At 49.2% G+C, this 17,149-nt stretch carries 14 protein-coding genes; 9 read left to right on the top strand and 5 right to left on the bottom strand.

Going from position 1 to position 17,149, the window contains the following annotated elements:
* The first annotated feature begins 684 nt into the window (after positions 1-684).
* Both H6F91_RS05200 and H6F91_RS05205 read left to right on the top strand, forming a co-directional pair.
* Positions 685-1,839: a Gfo/Idh/MocA family oxidoreductase gene (locus tag H6F91_RS05200; protein WP_190773679.1), complete on the top strand. Its 1,155-nt coding sequence runs from the start codon at positions 685-687 to the stop codon at positions 1,837-1,839.
* Positions 1,840-1,886: 47 nt separating this feature from the next.
* Positions 1,887-2,141, top strand: a complete 255-nt coding sequence (locus tag H6F91_RS05205) for a hypothetical protein (protein WP_190773680.1) — start codon at positions 1,887-1,889, stop codon at positions 2,139-2,141.
* A gap of 188 nt (positions 2,142-2,329) precedes the next feature.
* Here H6F91_RS05205 and H6F91_RS05210 read toward each other — a convergent pair whose 3' ends face one another.
* Both H6F91_RS05210 and H6F91_RS05215 read right to left on the bottom strand, forming a co-directional pair.
* Complete coding sequence (locus H6F91_RS05210) at positions 2,330-2,776, bottom strand: heavy metal-binding domain-containing protein (protein ID WP_190773681.1); 447 nt, start codon at positions 2,774-2,776, stop codon at positions 2,330-2,332.
* Between the two features lie 98 nt (positions 2,777-2,874).
* Positions 2,875-3,189: a YbjQ family protein gene (locus H6F91_RS05215; protein WP_190773682.1), complete on the bottom strand. Its 315-nt coding sequence runs from the start codon at positions 3,187-3,189 to the stop codon at positions 2,875-2,877.
* Between the two features lie 470 nt (positions 3,190-3,659).
* On the opposite strand from H6F91_RS05215, the gene H6F91_RS05220 reads away from it, so the two are divergent.
* Positions 3,660-3,914 (top strand): SemiSWEET transporter, encoded by a 255-nt coding sequence (locus H6F91_RS05220; RefSeq protein WP_190773683.1) that lies wholly within the window; start codon positions 3,660-3,662, stop codon positions 3,912-3,914.
* Positions 3,915-4,333: 419 nt separating this feature from the next.
* On the opposite strand, the gene H6F91_RS05225 is transcribed toward H6F91_RS05220, so the two are convergent.
* The 3 genes from H6F91_RS05225 to H6F91_RS05235 all read right to left on the bottom strand — a co-directional run bounded on the left by H6F91_RS05225 (position 4,334) and on the right by H6F91_RS05235 (position 6,418).
* Positions 4,334-4,459, bottom strand: a complete 126-nt coding sequence (locus tag H6F91_RS05225) for a DUF4278 domain-containing protein (RefSeq protein ID WP_190789245.1) — start codon at positions 4,457-4,459, stop codon at positions 4,334-4,336.
* A gap of 381 nt (positions 4,460-4,840) precedes the next feature.
* Positions 4,841-5,257 carry a secondary thiamine-phosphate synthase enzyme YjbQ gene (locus H6F91_RS05230; RefSeq protein WP_190772052.1) on the bottom strand — a complete coding sequence of 139 codons (417 nt, stop codon included), beginning with the start codon at positions 5,255-5,257 and terminating at the stop codon, positions 4,841-4,843.
* Between the two features lie 72 nt (positions 5,258-5,329).
* Complete coding sequence (locus tag H6F91_RS05235; RefSeq protein ID WP_190772053.1) at positions 5,330-6,418, bottom strand: glycosyl transferase; 1,089 nt, start codon at positions 6,416-6,418, stop codon at positions 5,330-5,332.
* A gap of 293 nt (positions 6,419-6,711) precedes the next feature.
* On the opposite strand from H6F91_RS05235, the gene H6F91_RS05240 reads away from it, so the two are divergent.
* From H6F91_RS05240 to H6F91_RS05265, 6 genes are all read left to right on the top strand, one after another.
* Positions 6,712-7,245: a hypothetical protein gene (locus H6F91_RS05240; protein ID WP_190772054.1), complete on the top strand. Its 534-nt coding sequence runs from the start codon at positions 6,712-6,714 to the stop codon at positions 7,243-7,245.
* Positions 7,246-7,528: 283 nt separating this feature from the next.
* Entirely contained in the window at positions 7,529-9,415 is a 1,887-nt protein-coding gene (gene ilvB, locus H6F91_RS05245; protein WP_190772055.1) for a biosynthetic-type acetolactate synthase large subunit, read from the top strand.
* A 612-nt stretch (positions 9,416-10,027) separates the two neighbouring features.
* Entirely contained in the window at positions 10,028-11,779 is a 1,752-nt protein-coding gene (locus H6F91_RS05250; RefSeq protein WP_242035643.1) for an ATP-binding protein, read from the top strand.
* A 7-nt stretch (positions 11,780-11,786) separates the two neighbouring features.
* Positions 11,787-12,161, top strand: coding sequence for a response regulator (locus tag H6F91_RS05255; RefSeq protein WP_347280010.1), 375 nt, complete (start codon positions 11,787-11,789; stop codon positions 12,159-12,161).
* 942 nt (positions 12,162-13,103) lie between these two features.
* Positions 13,104-15,965 carry an FG-GAP-like repeat-containing protein gene (locus H6F91_RS05260; RefSeq protein ID WP_190769812.1) on the top strand — a complete coding sequence of 954 codons (2,862 nt, stop codon included), beginning with the start codon at positions 13,104-13,106 and terminating at the stop codon, positions 15,963-15,965.
* Between the two features lie 303 nt (positions 15,966-16,268).
* Complete coding sequence (locus H6F91_RS05265) at positions 16,269-16,520, top strand: ChaB family protein (RefSeq protein WP_190769811.1); 252 nt, start codon at positions 16,269-16,271, stop codon at positions 16,518-16,520.
* The last annotated feature ends 629 nt before the right edge of the window (positions 16,521-17,149 follow it).

Below are 17,149 nucleotides of genomic sequence, written 5' to 3' on the forward strand. Positions count from 1 at the left end.
CAGTTTTTCTGAAACCGTTGATTTTGCGTGCGCTTCGCGCACGCAAAATCAACGGTTTCAGAAAAACTGTCCGAACTAATGATTTTCTAATCAGCTCAATCTGTTAGTGAAAGACTGAAGGTGTTTATTTATGCATTGGCGATCGCCCAGGGCCACCAGTAAGGCATCGGTACTATGCGATCGTGTAATCGCCCTTTTACAAGGTAATAAACCAGTTTCGTAAGTACAGAAGGCTCCGTACACCGTGTGTCTCTAGCTCAGAGTTATTCAATCAGTTCCTTATATCCAATACTCTGGACAGTTTTTCTGAAGCCCTTGATTTTGCGTGCGCTTCGCGCACGCAAAATCAAGGGCTTCAGAAAAACTGTCCGAACTAATGTTATATCGTGAATTTAATAGAACCCCGATTTTTTGAAAAAGCTCGACGTAGCCAAGCTTTTTCAAAAAATCGGGGTTCCATTTTGTAGGACATCCTGAGCCTTGGGTATTTCTGAAATCTTTGATCTTGTATACGCAAAGCTCATACAGAAATAAGGTTTTCAGAAATATTCGGGGTACTCGTATAACATGGCAGCACTGTATTTACCGAATCAGAAGACTGAATCAAATCAACCTCTTGAAAGAGGCACACCAAGCCATAACTTCCTACGCTGAGAAAACATCCGCAGATGCTGGAGTTCAGCTATGGTTCATGCGTCTGAGTCCGATCGCTCACCCTCAGAGCCTCGTAAAATCCGCTACGCCGTTGTCGGCCTCGGTTGGATTGCTCAAGAAGATGTCTTACCAGCTTTTGAGCAAACCGAAAACTCAGAGTTGGTAGCTCTGGTCTCTGGTGATCCGGTGAAACTAGCCGAATTGGTGCAACGGCAGGGAGGCGTGCAGCGTGTATTCTCCTATGAGGAATACGACGATTGCCTCAGCAGTGGCCTGGTAGACGCGGTCTACATTGCTCTGCCGAACCACTTGCATTGCGACTTCACGGTACGAGCAGCTCAACAGGGCATTCATGTCCTGTGTGAGAAACCTATGGCCGTCACTGAAGCAGAATGCGAGCAGATGATCCGGGCGGCTCAGGATAATCATGTCAAGTTGATGATTGCCTATCGTCTGCACTTTGACCCCGCCAATATGGAAGCAGTGCGAGTGGCCCAATCCGGAGATTTGGGGGAGTTGCGAATCTTCCAATCCATCCTGTCTCAACAGGTTGAAGAAGAAAACGTTCGCTTAGAACCCATTGATAACGGTGGTGGTACGGTCTATGACATGGGGATTTACTGTATCAATGCCGCCCGTTACCTGTTTCAAGAAGACCCAACGGAAGTCATCGCTCTATCCAGCAACCACAACAACGATTCTCGCTTCCGTGAGAGCGATGAGATGACAAGCGTGGTCTTGCGGTTCCCGGGCGATCGCCTCGCCACCTTCACCTCTAGCTTCGGCGTCACTCCCACATCCAATTTTCAGATCATTGGCACGAAGGGTAGCCTGCGTTTGGACCCCTCCTACACCTATCAGGGCGAAATCCAGCAAACCCTTACCATCAATGGCGAGAAGCAAGAACAATCTATTCCTGTAGGTGATCAGTTTGCTGCTGAAATTGCCTACTTCTCCGACTGCATCTTACAGGACAAAGAACCTGAACCTTCGGGACTAGAAGGGCTGATTGACGTTGCCATCATTTCGGCCATTACCCGATCTGCCCAAATGGAAGGACACCCCATCAAACTTCCCGCCTTCCCCCGTAAGCAGCGCCCCGGCCCCGATCAAATTATCCGCTATCCCGCTAAACAGGGCTCTACTCCACTGGTACACGCGGCCGATCCATCGGGCAAATCCTAACTCCTTCCACTCCTACAACCTGTTGTCCACTACCTAGTACCCAAACTATGGCTTCCACTGAACGTCTTACTGGCTCTGAACTAATTGATTGCGCCCGTGCCAATAGCTCGCAGGGCATCAGAGCGGCTGCCTCACGATGTGGCTACGGCAGCAATATTGCAGCGTTTGAAGCAGCCCTCCGCGAGGCTGGCGAACACATTGGAGTTGACATTCCCTCCTTTGAGGATTTGTACGACACCTCCGCTGTACAACCCGGCGTCATCGGCGGCGAGGAAGACCCGGATGTACCCGGTGCGCTTTAACGCTGCATTCCATTTAAAGCAGCAATGATCGATTCTTCTGAAACTCCTCATTTTGAGGCGGTACACGCTCAAAACTAAGAGGTTTATTGTTAAAAAGCCGCGCAGAGCGCGGCTTTTTAACAATAAACAGTCCTAACAAGATTGTGTAAGGCGATGCAAAGCGAAAAGTTTCAAAAGAATGCGCCAAATTATCGAATTGCTGTTCCGTAGGCGATGACTTCTACAACAGCTCCTTGGTTGCTGGATTCACTATTGATACTGACGGTTTCCATACGAAAATTGAGAACTTGTCGGGCACCTTGGGCGATCGCCGCCTCCTTCATGCGCAACATTGCTTCTCGCCGTCCTCGTTCTAATAGGGTTTCATACACTCCAATTTGGCCTCCAATCAGGCTTATCAAAGTTGCCACATAATAACGAAACAGGTCACTAGCAATGACTACACTGCCTGTTACCAAAATGGCGTCCCTTGCATCCGGTAGAGGCTCATGAGCCCCAAAATTAATCACCGAAAGCTGCCGTACCCGCTTTTCCCGCTCCCGTAAGTTGCGAAAGTGTTGCTGTTCATTAAGGGAACCTGCGAATAAACCGATCAGCAGCAGGGCCAGAAAAAACCAGAGTTCAAAGTATTCCATAAGCCTTAAGTGCAGTGACGGAATGTATAGCACCAGAACATAATTAATTTGCAATCTGCCATTTCTCCGTCGGAAACGACAGATTGCAAATTAAGGGTTTATTCGACAACTACAGCCGTGCCATAGGCGAAAATCTCAGCAGCCCCGGCAGCAACAGAAGAAGTGGCAAAACGTATATTAACCACAGCATTGGCTCCCATCATGGAGGCTTCTTTCACCATACGGTTAGTGGCTTCCTGACGGGCTTCCTGTAATAACTCTGTATAGCCTTTAAGCTCTCCACCAACAATATTTTTAAGCCCGGCCAAGATGTCTTTACCAATATTTTTAGCCCGCACGGTGCTTCCCTGAACCACACCAAAATGTTTCACGATACGGCGACCCGGCACGCCTTCAAGGGTGGTCAGAATCATAGATGTTTAACAGTCCTAAGCAAGTTGGATAGCCGCAATTGTATTCGCCAGAATCGGGGGCGATCGCCCCTCGCAACGTTTCTTCGTCAACTTAGCAAAATCAGACCCTACAGAAGCTCGCTACTGCACTTACCGATTCGGTGAGAGAGGGGAGATGAGTGTGAAACTTGAACTTTGTCCTACACTCATCTTCCCTCCCTCACGGGGCTAGTAGGCTGCGGCCTAAGTTCACAACCTATGTTTTGTGTGGAGTGCTTTGCACCCCACACAAAACATAGGTGATGGATTTGCGCCTCAGCGTACTGGACAGAGTTATCTATTCTGGGGCATAGAAAATACCTTTGCTCCAGGGGATATAGAAAGATCAACCATTTGAGCACTCTCTAAAACCAGTTTTTGTGAGAGTGTAGTCTTTGCATTTGCGTTGCACGCATTAATCCTAAGCCCAAAATTGGCCAAACTTTAACCTTATGGAATTTACAAACCTACTCGGTATGGTAGCTGGAACCCTCACCACTGCCGCCTTCATCCCACAATTATTAAAGACCTGGCAGTCTCGCTCGGCTCGCGATATTTCTATGGCATGGTTAGCAACATTTACCACAGGGATTCTCCTATGGTTTATCTATGGCTTATCAATTCAAGCCTTACCAGTTATTCTGTCGAATGGCATTACATTACTGCTAACTCTCTTGATTTTGTTCTTCAAATTGCGTTTTAAGTAACTGTGCAGTAGTGATCACTTATGCACAAGAAAGTAGAAAAAGCCAACTGGTTGGTCTTCAAGTCCTGCTACAAGGGTTTCATAAACAGGTTCTCAGAACTTACACATTGTTATTAGATGAGGTGTGTTTTCCATACTATTCCAATAACAATGTGTAAGTTCTGACTCTATCTTTTAGACTTAAACCCAACTAACCGAGCGATCGCACTATAGCGCTGTACGGGTTGATTAAGTACGGTGGTGTGGGGCACTTCGTGCCCCACACCACCGTTGCTGTACTTAACGCACTTACACATTGCTATATTAAAGCGAATTAAAGCAGGCTTTATAAAAAAAGCCCGGCCCTTGTAAAGGCCGGGATATCTCGGTTTCTCAGGGAGTCAAAAGCTAAAGACAGTTGACGAAGCAATGAGCCTGCGTCTATCGCTCTTTTACATCTTGGGAACGCAATTCCACACCTCGATAGTGACCAATCACTTTACCTGTTTCTGTAGCGACAACAGGAATTTTGGCTTCATATTTCACACCGCGATAGGAGAGTTTCATAACCCATTTCCTCTTTCAGTCATGCTTTTATCTTAGGAGAGGCATTACGAAACTACTTCATCCAAACGTCTCACCCATTGGAGGGATAATTTTCTACGCCAGTCGGATGACTGCTTAGGAGGTTTCTGCATAAGAATTTACCCAGAATGTTGGTGCTTTGCCCGCTTCGCGGGCAAAGCACCAACATTCTGGGGGTAATTTCATTACTGGAAATCTCCTTAAAAACAGTAGATATCTCATTGAACAAGCGAACGGCAGCATTAGATGCCGCTCGCTTGTTCAATGAGATATGTTCAGATCTTGCATCAGAACCCAGAAGGGTAATTTTTCCATCGTTGAGCGATGGAAAAATTACCCTTCTGGCTTTAGGAGTACGAGAAATCAATCTCCCCAAACATGTACTACCAATTCCCGTTGGTGGCTGCGATCGCGATGTTCCCACAGGTAAATCCCCTGCCAGGTACCCAACATGAGTTGGCCGTGCCCTACAGGAATCTGCTCAGATGTGTGGGTGAGCACGCTGCGAATATGAGCGGGCATATCATCTGGGCCCTCGGTACTGTGGATATAGGGATAGCTTTCTGGCACCAGTTTCTCCAGAAAATTCTCCAGATCCGTCAGCACATCGGGATCAGCATTTTCTTGAATGATGAGGCTGGCGGAGGTGTGGCGCAAAAACAAATTGCACAACCCGGTGCGAACCCCTGATTGGGCAACCACAGCATTAACCTCACGGGTAATTTTGTGCAGAGATTTGCCTCGGGTTTGAATGCGGAGTAGTTGTTGATGGTGGGGCATAACAGTACCAACGATCAGGACTTATTTGAAGGATTGTTTTTGTAGTGCTTTGAGCAAGGAAAAACAAGTCTTCTAGGGCATCAGGTAATCAATGACGGCACGGGCGATCGCCTCATTGCCATCACAGGTCACTGAATTTGGATGACGCGGCGAGGTCAACGGTTCATGCAGAAATTCCCAATTGGCCTGGTAAAACTCATGCGGCTCCAGTATCTGGTGAGGAAGCAAGTCACACACCCCATCAATCAGCACCTGAGCCTCCGCAAAGTCTCGGCGTGTCAGGGTAACGAGCGGGGTATTTGTGCGACAGGCTTCGGAGAAAGTGCCGTATCCCGGCTTGGATACCACTCGCCCACACACCGGCATCACATCTACTGGTCTGTATTTTGAGCCAAACCGAGTCTTGACCTTAAGCAAATTCGGTAACTCTGGCGCGTCTTGATCAAAGGTAATAAACTGCCAATCGGGGAATTGCGTCAGCCCCTGGTAGGGGATTTCAGCTAATCCCAGCCCACCAAAGGTCAACAGCACCGTTTTTTCTAGCGGAGTTTGCAGATCAAATAGCTGCCGAATCTCCTCAGCACTATGACGGGGCGATCCTCCCGTCAAACCAATGTCCTCAATATGAGGAAAGGCACTCATCGGTTCATGAAAGGGGAGACGAAAGAGGCGATCGCATTGCCCAAAACACTCTCCAATCCAATCCGCAATGCCATAAAACTCTTCGCCCCAATCCCGGTAGATAAAATCCCAACCAAAGTTGCTCATCATCCAGCAGGGAATCCCGGCGGCGCGAGCCATAGGTGGCAACAGAGGTGGAATATCTCCTAAAATCAGCCCGACCCGATTCTGCTTCAGGAACGTCACTTCAGAGGCAATCGTAGCTCGAGCCCGTTCTCGAATATGGTTCAGCTTTTCCAGAGTGGCCGCTTTATCCATCGTGATGCTATCACTTTGCACCACACCCAAATCAAAAGCCCGGGGCCGATGAACAAAATCCCCTTCAATATAAGACTCTAACAACCACCGGGGTGCTGTTGTGGTAATGATGATACGAATATCCGGGCACTGCCGCTGAATCTCAGCTACCACAGATGCGGTACGGGTCGCATGACCAAACCCGTGGTTAGTAACGGCCACGTAAAGGATAGGCTCAGGCATAGGGAAGGGGGTAAGTTGCTCTGCTAAGACCCTAGCTCAAAACGACATTTATCTTGTAGCAAAATCAATCCACATTCCATAGGCATCAGTACAAAGCTTGGGGTGCATCCCACTTTTGCAAATTTGGAGCTTCACTTACAGAAGTGGGATGCACCTCCAAAGCTTGTACCTGAAGGAGCGGGACGGGGCCAAGCTCCACTCCGCCAGGGGCAAGCTGTCTCGGGTCATAGCAACAATGCAGTAAGGTTTTGAGCATAAAACCACAAGCTCGCACTTAAAGCGTAGATAGGTCTATGACATTATTCATTTGCCCTGGGGTTCATGATCCCGCATTAACCCAGGCATTCCTCACGGGCTTGGGGCTTGCACCCGAAACCGTAGCCGTGTTTCCCGCATCCCAGGAAGAGCCTTACTCTCCCCTGGCGGTGCTGACGTTTTTCCGCCGATCGCTTCCTCACCCTCACTCAGCTCCTCCCCTACAAATCATCGCCTTCAGTGCAGGCGTCGTTGGAGCGATGGGAGCTGCTCATCTATGGCAAATGCAGGGTGGCCAGATTGCCTACCTCATCGCTTTAGATGGTTGGGGGGTCCCTGCCTGGGCTAACTTCCCCATCTACCGCCTCAGCCACGATAGGTTCACTCACTGGAGTTCCCAAGTCACGGGCAGCTCAACCTTGAATTTCTATGCCGACCCAGCAGTCGAGCATTTGGAGCTGTGGCGATCGCCCCAGCAAACCTCTGGCTGGCGAACATCGGGTTGGGGCCTCCGTAGCCACACCACTGCCGCAGTTTTTATTCATGAAATTCTGACACAAACTTCCCAGTAAATCATCCAAAAGTCAGACATAGCAAGGCTTCAAACAAGATTAAAAGCTGGCAAACGATGACAAAACAACATTTTTTAAGGGGAAGTCTGCAACAGGCTCAACAAACCATTCCTGAACTAATAGAACGGAATATCGTGATCCCCAGCACGAATTTAAGGATTTTCACCAGAGGATAGAAGTCCAGCGTAATCATTTGCTCAAGTTTTAGATCTCGACAGGCTGGCCAAATCAGCACTAGACTGAGAAATTAACATTTATTGCATCACGCGATACATCTAGACCTATGCAAGAAGTGCTCCCTGCTACTCCGGCGATCGCCCTTGGTACTAACACCGCCACATCCTCTAAGGCTACTGGTCCAGTCCGGGCAACCGGAGGCTTCGCCCTGATTGACAGCCTGCGCCGTCATGGGGTCAAGCATATCTTCGGATATCCCGGCGGGGCCATTCTGCCCATCTACGATGAACTGTATCGCGCCGAAGCCCGGGGCGAAATCCAACATATCCTGGTGCGCCACGAGCAGGGAGCCGCGCACGCCGCTGACGCCTATGCCCGTGCCACTGGGCAAGTGGGTGTATGCTTCGGGACTTCCGGCCCCGGTGCCACCAACCTCGTCACTGGCATCGCCAACGCCCAGATGGACTCCATCCCCATGGTGGTCATTACCGGCCAGGTTAGCCGTGCCGCCATTGGTACTGATGCCTTTCAGGAAACCGACATCTACGGCATCACCCTGCCCATTGTGAAGCACTCCTATGTGGTTCGTGACACCAAAGATATGGCACGGATCGTTGCAGAAGCCTTCTACATCGCCCGTTCTGGTCGTCCCGGCCCCGTACTGGTAGACATCCCCAAAGATGTCGGCCTCGAAGAATTTGACTACACCCCCGTCGAACCCGGTGAAGTCCGTTTGCCCGGTTATCGGCCCACGGTCAAGGGTAACCCCCGTCAGATCAATCAGGCTCTTAAGCTAATCCGTCAGGCCCGTCGTCCTTTGCTCTACGTGGGTGGCGGTGCCATCAGTGCTGATGCCCACGCCGAGATCAAAGCCCTGGCAGAGCGTTATCACCTTCCCGTCACCACCACTCTCATGGGCAAAGGGGCCTTTGACGAGCATCACCCTCTCTCCGTTGGGATGCTGGGGATGCACGGCACCGCCTACGCCAACTACGCTGTGAGCGAGTGTGACCTACTGATAGCTGTTGGTGCTCGCTTCGACGATCGCGTAACGGGGAAGCTCGACGAGTTCGCCTGCCATGCCAAAGTCATCCATATCGACGTAGACCCCGCTGAGGTCGGTAAGAACCGTACTCCCGATGTGCCTATCGTGGGCGACGTACGTTATGTACTGTCTGAGATGCTACGCCGTGATTACGAAAGCGGTGTACACCCCGACGCGACCCTGACTCAGGAATGGCTCAATCGCATCAACCGTTGGAAGCAAGACTATCCGCTGGTCGTGCCTCACTACGAGGATTCCCTATCCCCTCAGGAAGTGATTGTGGAAGTGGGCCGTCAGGCACCTGAGGCTTACTACACCACTGATGTAGGGCAGCATCAGATGTGGTCTGCTCAGTTCCTCAAGAACGGCCCTCGCAAGTGGATTTCTAGCGCTGGCCTGGGAACTATGGGCTTCGGGGTTCCGGCTGCGATGGGTGTGAAGGTGGCGCTGCCTGAGGAAGAAGTGATCTGTATCAGCGGCGATGCTAGCTTTCAGATGAACCTGCAAGAGTTGGGAACGCTGGCTCAGTACGGCATTAACGTCAAAGTGGTCATCGTCAACAACGGTTGGCAGGGAATGGTTCGCCAGTGGCAGCAAACCTTCTACGAAGAGCGCTACTCCTGCTCGGACATGAAGACCGGCGCACCCGACATTGTGAAGTTGGCTGACGCCTACGGCATCAAAGGCATCTCCATCGACAAGCGAGAAGATTTGACCGCAGCCGTCGCCGAAATGATTGCTCACGACGGCCCTTGTCTGCTGAATGTAGTTGTGAAGCGTAACGAAAACTGCTATCCCATGGTGGCCCCCGGCAAGAGCAACGCTCAGATGATTGGGCTTCCCGAGCGCCCTTCTGAAGCGGCTACTGAGCCCACTGGTTGTACCAACTGTGGTGCCGAGAATCAGCCCAGCAATCGCTTCTGCCCCGAGTGCGGCACGAAACTGTAGAAAATAGCGATGGGGTGAGTTTTAGCTCACTCCATAGCCCAGACTGAAAACAGCTTTTATTTTGCGTAGCGTTGCTCGCCAAGTAAAAGCTGTTTTTTTTGCGAAATGGCAAACTTGTCAAATGTAGTTTCTCTTGCGTGCTTTTATTGGCTCCTAATGCAACCTAAATCAGGGTGCATCTACGTTTTTCCCAAAATTTTAGATCGCCATTCCTATTCAACGGGCTGTCCTCTTAGAACTTAGGAGATTTCCAGTAATGAAATTACCCCCAGAATGTTGGTGCTTTGCCCGCTAAGCGGGCAAAGCACCAACATTCTGGGTAAATTCTTATGCAGAAACCTCCTTAGACTAACGGCGGGGCAAAGTATCCCACTACAATCGACTTTGTCTGGCATTGCTGAATAGGGAAGTGAAATGGAGCGCTGAACTATGGGTTGGCGTTCCATTTCATTCCCCTATTCAGTAATGCCGGCTTTTTTGATTAATTTTTGCTACACCTGCGTCACATACCTTAAAGCTCCCGATAATTTGAATAAACAACGCTCGCAAAATTCATGTAACACAATAGGTATCTGAGCGCTTTTTCCCAAGTTGTCGCCATGGAGTTGAGGGATGCTTCGGGTTTCCTCCGCAATCGCAGCTGCGTCTTCCCGGTTTTTGCCCGTCACAATGGTGCAGGCTCAGGAGGCGATCGCCCTCCTCAGCGACCAGGGCCACTTCCTTGACCTCAACGATGCGGCCTGTAATCTATTTGGTATACCCCGCGATCGCCTTCTGGGTAAGGCTCTAGCCGACTTCAGTGGCGTTGGAGCTGATGTCGCCACAATTCCCCTTCAGTGCACCAGTGGCTACCCCTTATGTGGTGAGCTGCTGCTCCTGAGCCCCCATGGAACCTATCGAGAGGTTACCTATACACTGACTCCACGGGCGATCGCCCAGACCCATCTGGTGCGCTTTCACCCCATTCACTCGGGACGAGCCGCTATGGAAGCCGAACTGCAGCGGCATCAGCAGGGGTTGGCCCTGTGTAACGAACTGACCCAACAAATCCGACAGGCAACACAGCTCAACGACATTCTCTATAGCCTGGTATCAGGGTTGCGGCGCATTTTAGAAGCAGATCGGGTGCTGGTGTACCAAATTTTGCCCGATGGTTCTGGCAAAGCGGTCAGCGAAGCTACGTTGCCCTATGTTCCCGTCCTGATGCATCAGACCTTTTCGGAGGAGGTGTTTCCGCGCAGTGCTCAGCACCTATATGCGGCTGGGCGGGTGCGAGCGATCGCTGACGTGCATGACCCAGGGGCCGGGCTGGCACCCTGCCTAGTGGACTTTATCGCACAGTTCGGCGTTACCGCTAAGTTAGTGGTGCCCATTGCCTATGATGTGGGCAGAGCAAGCAGGCAGAATGCTCTATGGGGGCTATTAGTGGCTCATCAATGCGGCCGTCCCCGGCAGTGGGTCGATTTTGAGCTAAATCTGATGCGGCAACTGGCGGATCAAGTCAGCCTGGCTCTCACCCATCTGCAATGGGCCCATTACCTCGATACAGAAGTGGAAGCCCGTACTGCCGAATTGCAAGTCACCAATCATCATTTGCATCAGGGCATCTGTGAGTATAAAAGCCGTGAGCAGGCCAAGAATGAATGGGTTTCAGTCATCAGCCATGAATTGAGAACTCCTCTCTCTTCTCTGCATAGCGCCCTAAAAATTCTGGCGACAGGTCAACTTGGCTCCCTCTCGGCAGCGGGGCAGCAAATGCTGTCCATCGCTGACCAGAGCGCCGAGCGGTTGATGCGATTGGTGACGAATGTGTTGGACCTGCAACGGTTTGAAGCAGGTAAGGTGGTGCTGAATCCCCAAATTTGTGCAGCGGCCCCGCTGATGGAGCAGGCGATCGCCGCCATGGCGCCCCTGGCCCAGCAGCAGCAGGTCATCCTTGTATCCGAGCCTGTTGATGCGAAACTCTGGGCCGACCCCGATGCCCTCGTGCAGGTATTAACTAATTTGTTGAGTAATGCCATCAAGTTTTCACCTCCTGGGGGAACCGTCCGGCTAACTCTGACAGTTAAACCGGGCCTGTCATCTCCTCAAGAACAGCCCTCCACGGCTAGCCAAAGCGCCGCCCTGTTCCAGGTTCGGGATCAGGGTCAAGGAATTCCGCCTGATCAGTTGGAGCGGATTTTTGAGGAATTTCAGCAGGCCCATCCCCACTCTCGTCGTAAAGGAGGAGCAGGCCTGGGATTATCCATTTGCCGTAAAATTATTACCCAACATCACGGTATGATTTGGGCCGAGAGTGTCTGGGGTGAGGGCAGCACCTTTTCCTTCACACTGCCTGTCGCTAAACCCGATTGTGAATCATGAATGTATTGTGGCTCGACGGATTTTACTGATTGACGACGAAGAAACGATTCAAACCGTTGTGCAATTTGGCATCCAGATGACAGCGGGGTGGCAGGTGTTGACCGCTAGTTCGGGGGAAGAGGGAGTAGCGATCGCCCGCACGCACCAACCCCACGCCATCCTACTGGATCTCATCATGCCTGAGATGAATGGGGTAGCGACCTTCAAAGAGCTAAAAGCCCATGCGGAAACTCAACACATTCCTGTCATTTTCTTAACCGCTCAAACCCATACACATGGCGAAGAATGGCAGTCATTACCTGTGGACGGAATGATTCCAAAACCTTTCAACGCTCTGGAGCTACCGTCAAAGATCGCCCATATTCTTAATTGGGTGTTGTAGAGCCCTGTTACTAGTAGGCTGGGGCAGAAGTGTACAACCTATTTTTTGTGGTGGGGTGCTTCGCACCCCACCACAAAAAATAGGCAACGAACTTAGGCCGTAGCCTACTAGTACGCTGAGGCAGAAATCCATTACCTATGTTTTGTGTGGGGTGCGAAGCACCCCACACAAAACATAGGTTGCGAACTTAGACCGCAGCCTACTAGTCTGCTATTTTAGTGAGTGTTTGAGAAGGGCAGTTTGCGCCCCTTTCCCAACAAGTGACCATACGTTTAAAGCCCAATCATTAAACTTCCTGCGTGAGTCGTTACGTGCCTCTGCAGCGCAACAATTCACGTCCTCAAAAATGGATTCACGGAAGCCTATAATATGGCAGTAAGCAATCCATGCAACGTGTGCCAACTACTGTTTGAAACGGTTGATTCTCCGTATCCAACGAGCACGAAAAATCAACCGTTTCAATAACTTCTCAAACAGCTTTCCAGGGCCTGTAATATGATCTCCGTTTAAAGGAGCAGAATAGGCTGCACCACCGCATACTCTGTCCCTTTCAACGGATTTGATACAGGTATCAGAATAGGTAACTCACTTCTTGATCTTCCCGGTATTAACTGACGCTAGCGTTTAGTAAAGTACCCTCATGGGTACTCTTATTAATTGCGATTAAGTATAAAATTAGACATAAGTGATGTTCCGATTGAATCCAGACTTCAGGCAAAAGTCGAATGAATCATGCAACGAACCCACTTCCAAAGTGAAAGGTCGGAACGAAGCTAGTGTTGCTAAAGCGATCGCAACTCTTCAAAGTTCACGCAATTAACCAGTAACCACAACTGACAACAAAATTCACTCTGCCAGTTCATCAAGCAATTTCCCACAGACCCTAATTCATTCATCAGCCTAACTCGTCATTGCAATAGTGATTCTTCAGAAGGAATGAATATGTCCCAGAATGGTATTGAATCAACTCTATCCGCAAGCAACTTACCGGATGAACAATTGCAGCCCAGCGTTCAGAGAGCCTGGACGACCGGCATTTTGGGTACAGGAATTGGTGCCAGTGGATTGATTACTGCAGACATTGATCACGATGGTACCGTTGAAATTATTGCGGGTGGCTCTACTTCAACATTTGGAGGCAACAGTTTTTGGTATGTTTTGAAGCCTAATGCTACAGGAGGTTATACCCAATCCTGGATCAGTGGTCTTTACACATCCAGCATCTCTCAAATCTCAGCCATTGACACTGATGGTGATGGAATCTCCAGTATTTTTTTAGGCCTTGGAGACGGTAGCATTGTTGTCTATGATGGCAAAACACTCGAACAAACAACGCTTCTAGGCCCTACAGGAAGCGCCATCAATCAGATTATTTTCGCGGATGCTGACAATGACTCTGTAGATGACATTGTTGTAGTCAACAACAATAATCTTTTTATTTATGATGCAAGTTCACTAACACTCAAGCATCAACTTAATTATGGTGCTGGAGATGTCAGAGTCGGCAATGTGGACGGTGATGCGGCCAATGAAATTGTTTTGTCCAGTGGGCAAGTTATCCAACTAAACGGTACAACCGCAACAGTTGAGTGGACCTATGCTGGAGGTGAATTTGGCAGCTCGATCGCACTTTCAGATGTTGACGGAGATGGTATCCAGGAAATTATCGGAGCGTCTGCCTGGTATTACATCACAGCTTTCGATGCAGACCTCCAATCTCCAAAATGGCAGATTAACACACGCCAGGATATTGGCACCTTGCAAGTTGCCGATATCGATGGAGATGGAGTGGATGAAATCCTCTACGGTGACGGGCAATGGGGTTCCATTCATGCGTACGACGTTAAAACATTGACGGAAGAACGTACCATCAATAACCCTGAGCATGGTGTAACCAATATCGCGATTTCCGATCTAGATGGTGATGGAACGTTAGAGATAGTGTGGGGGTCTGGAGCAACATCAACAGGCCCTGATTATCTGTATATTTCTGATCTGGCAACGGGAACTCAGGAATGGCAAAGTAGCCACCTTGACGGACCATTTAATGCCATTGACGTTGACGACATCGATAACGACGGAACCCAAGAACTTGTCTTTGCCTCATCTAGAAGTAACAGTAGTTATGGTGATGGTATCGTCTCCATTGTGGACTCTACGACTCATACGTCTGAATGGCAAAGCCAATCCAATTTCTTTGGAGGAACGACTTGGACCGGTATTCATGATGTAGAACTGGGCGATGTTAATGGCGACGGCGTGAAGGAGATTGTGGTTGCGACCGATCGCCTTTACGACGGCGCCATCTACGTTCTTGATGGACAGACGAAGCAAATTCAAAACTCCTACTTCTACGATCAAGGTGCGCCGATGCAGTCATTGGCGATCGCCGATGTAGACAACGATGGTACCAACGAAATCATTGCAGGCGGTTCCAGAGCCCATACGGGGGCTCCTGGCGTCTATACCTACATCCTGGACGCAAGAACGGGTGCTGTTGAGTGGAAAAGTATCAATCTTGGTGGCTACTGGTCAAGCATTTCTGAAATCGAGGTGGGCAACATTGATAATGATGAAGCCCAGGAAATTGTAGCGATCAATAACAGTCTTTTTGTGTTCGATGGAAAGACACACCAGCAATGGCAAAGCTCGTTTAGTGGGGTGACGAGTGCTCACCTACACGACTTAACCCTGGATGGCAAACAAGAGATTTTAGCAGGAACGAATAGTGGACAAGTTCTCGTTGTAGAGGGACAAACGTTTCAGACTCAACAGAGTTTACAGCTTGGCTCCAGCCCCATCACTGGGTTGCAAACTTACGATTTTGATGAAGATGGTACCGTTGAGCTAGTTTACACAGACAGCACTTCGGTCGGTATCTATAGCTTGAAGCACTCGATGACACTTTGGAAAAGTGAAGTGTTAGGGGCCAGTGTTGGTAACAATAACAGCCTGATGGTTGCCAATACCGATGCCGATGGAAAAGTTGAAATTCTTGTGGGTACGAATTACACGGTTGTTGAATTTGAAGTAGGCCAGCTTTCAAACCCGCCAGCGATCGCCCAGCCCATTCCCAATGCAATCACAAATAACGGCAGTGAGTTTACTTTAGATATCAGTACCTCCTTCCAGGATCCCGATGTCGATGATGACCTGCTATATTCCGCTGTTGGGTTACCCAGTGGGTTGGTGCTGAATCCAAACACAGGCATCATACAGGGGACTGCCACGAGCGCAGGAGCGTATACCGTCACAGTAACCGCCACAGATACAGCAGGATTATCCGTCAGTGATTCCTTTGAGCTGACTGTATTTAACCTGATTCGGCTAACTCCAGGGAAAGATACAACCATTGGTACAACGGCTCCTGATGAAATTGAAGGACTTGCTGGCCATGACCTCCTCTACGGAAACCAGGGGAATGACTGGATTAAGGGAGGAAATGGTAAAGATCGGTTATTTGGCGGTTCTGGAAATGACCTTTTGAACGGTGATGCGGGTAACGATGATTTAAACGGGGGCATTGGCCAAGATACTCTGGATGGAGGGACTGGGGTAGATCAACTTACGGGTGGCGCAGGTTCGGATGTTTTTGTATTGCGCTCTAGTTCTGGAATTGAAAAGATTCTTGACTTTAAGAATGGCGTTGATCGTCTTGGTTTAGCGAATGGGTTAACCTATGAAGATTTGATAATTACCCAGGAAGGCAGCCGAACAACAATTTCTGATGTTAATGGAGTCATTGCTAAACTTTGGCGTGTTAATGTCAGCCTGATCACTGAAGTAGACTTTGTAGCTGTCTAAGGCATGTTCTAAACCTACCTGGAAGACTGTTTTTCCGCGTCGACAGGTGGGCATCATTATCAAACCTAAAATGCTATGCCACCTGCGAGACAGGTGGCATAGCATTTTAGGTTTGATGTTGAATTGAGAAAACTGACCAAAAGCTCGTCTAGGCTTGCCTTTGCCAAAAAAGCCGAGGAGCAGAGAAGTCTAAATATAGATAAATTCTGAATCCTAGTTGCGTCCCATGACAGATGTTGACTTTGGCTAAACTTCGGTATCCGTATTAAGTGTTGATCCCGAAACAATAAGGGGGAAATGATTATGCCTTATGAAAATCTAGAAGCTTTACCTGAAGACGTTAAATCTAACCTACCTCAAGCTGCGCAGCAGATTTTTATGGCTGCCTTTAATAGTGCTTCCTCTGATGGCATGGATGAGCAGTCTGCCCTCAAAACTGCCTGGAACTCCGTTAGAAACACTTACGAGGAAGGCGGCGACGGGCAGTGGCATCATCGTGGTGAAAGAGACAAAACGGCGTCAGATAGCCCGCTGGGTTCGCAGCAAGGCGCCTAGAAAGCCCTCTAGCGCTTTTTAAAGAAGCTGATTTTCGTGTACCTCATGCACGAAAATCAGCAACTATAAATACTGTAAATCTCAGGATGGGGCAAAAAATTAGAACTACCCTTAAAGCCCAGATTTTGTCCCGTATTGATTCTTTTAGAACACCTCATACAAAGAAATTCAGCTAGTAGACCACGGCCTAAGTTTGTCACCTATTTTTTGTGTGGGGTGCTTTGCACCCCACACAAAAAATAGGTGATACATTTACGCCTCAGCATACTAGTTCTAAAACATACTTAAATGTCATTCTTCAAAACGATTGGTTGGTTGCGATCGCCTAACATCCGCATGGCAGAAATGTTATATCAAGGTTTCCCCTACACAGGTGTTAGGCACTAGGGACTCGTACAAAATAAACCCTCGGTTTTCTTGAAGAGCCCGACTACGGTGAGCTTTCCAAGAAAATCGAGGGTTTATTACAACATGGTCGTCATTTTTCTAAAGTCATTGCTTTTGCGTGCCCATCGCCTAAGTACCGGACAAAAGCTTGCAAAGATTGAGTAGGAGAGGGTTTCATGAGAATTACCACATTCATCCACGAAACCCTCATGAACCAGATTACTCTAATCCGAAAAACATTG

Origin of the sequence: Leptolyngbya sp. FACHB-8 (assembly GCF_014695575.1) — a bacterium.
Lineage (GTDB): Bacteria > Cyanobacteriota > Cyanobacteriia > Elainellales > Elainellaceae > Vacuolonema.

Coding starts and splice junctions, on each gene's coding strand:
- H6F91_RS05225 (WP_190789245.1), bottom strand. CDS start 4,459: ATGAAACTCTCCTATCGCGGTGTGAAATATGAAGCCAAAATTCCTGTT.
- H6F91_RS05200 (WP_190773679.1), top strand. CDS start 685: ATGGTTCATGCGTCTGAGTCCGATCGCTCACCCTCAGAGCCTCGTAAA.
- H6F91_RS05250 (WP_242035643.1), top strand. CDS start 10,028: ATGCTTCGGGTTTCCTCCGCAATCGCAGCTGCGTCTTCCCGGTTTTTG.
- ilvB (WP_190772055.1), top strand. CDS start 7,529: ATGCAAGAAGTGCTCCCTGCTACTCCGGCGATCGCCCTTGGTACTAAC.
- H6F91_RS05260 (WP_190769812.1), top strand. CDS start 13,104: ATGTCCCAGAATGGTATTGAATCAACTCTATCCGCAAGCAACTTACCG.
- H6F91_RS05235 (WP_190772053.1), bottom strand. CDS start 6,418: ATGCCTGAGCCTATCCTTTACGTGGCCGTTACTAACCACGGGTTTGGT.
- H6F91_RS05205 (WP_190773680.1), top strand. CDS start 1,887: ATGGCTTCCACTGAACGTCTTACTGGCTCTGAACTAATTGATTGCGCC.
- H6F91_RS05220 (WP_190773683.1), top strand. CDS start 3,660: ATGGAATTTACAAACCTACTCGGTATGGTAGCTGGAACCCTCACCACT.
- H6F91_RS05265 (WP_190769811.1), top strand. CDS start 16,269: ATGCCTTATGAAAATCTAGAAGCTTTACCTGAAGACGTTAAATCTAAC.
- H6F91_RS05215 (WP_190773682.1), bottom strand. CDS start 3,189: ATGATTCTGACCACCCTTGAAGGCGTGCCGGGTCGCCGTATCGTGAAA.
- H6F91_RS05210 (WP_190773681.1), bottom strand. CDS start 2,776: ATGGAATACTTTGAACTCTGGTTTTTTCTGGCCCTGCTGCTGATCGGT.
- H6F91_RS05240 (WP_190772054.1), top strand. CDS start 6,712: ATGACATTATTCATTTGCCCTGGGGTTCATGATCCCGCATTAACCCAG.
- H6F91_RS05230 (WP_190772052.1), bottom strand. CDS start 5,257: ATGCCCCACCATCAACAACTACTCCGCATTCAAACCCGAGGCAAATCT.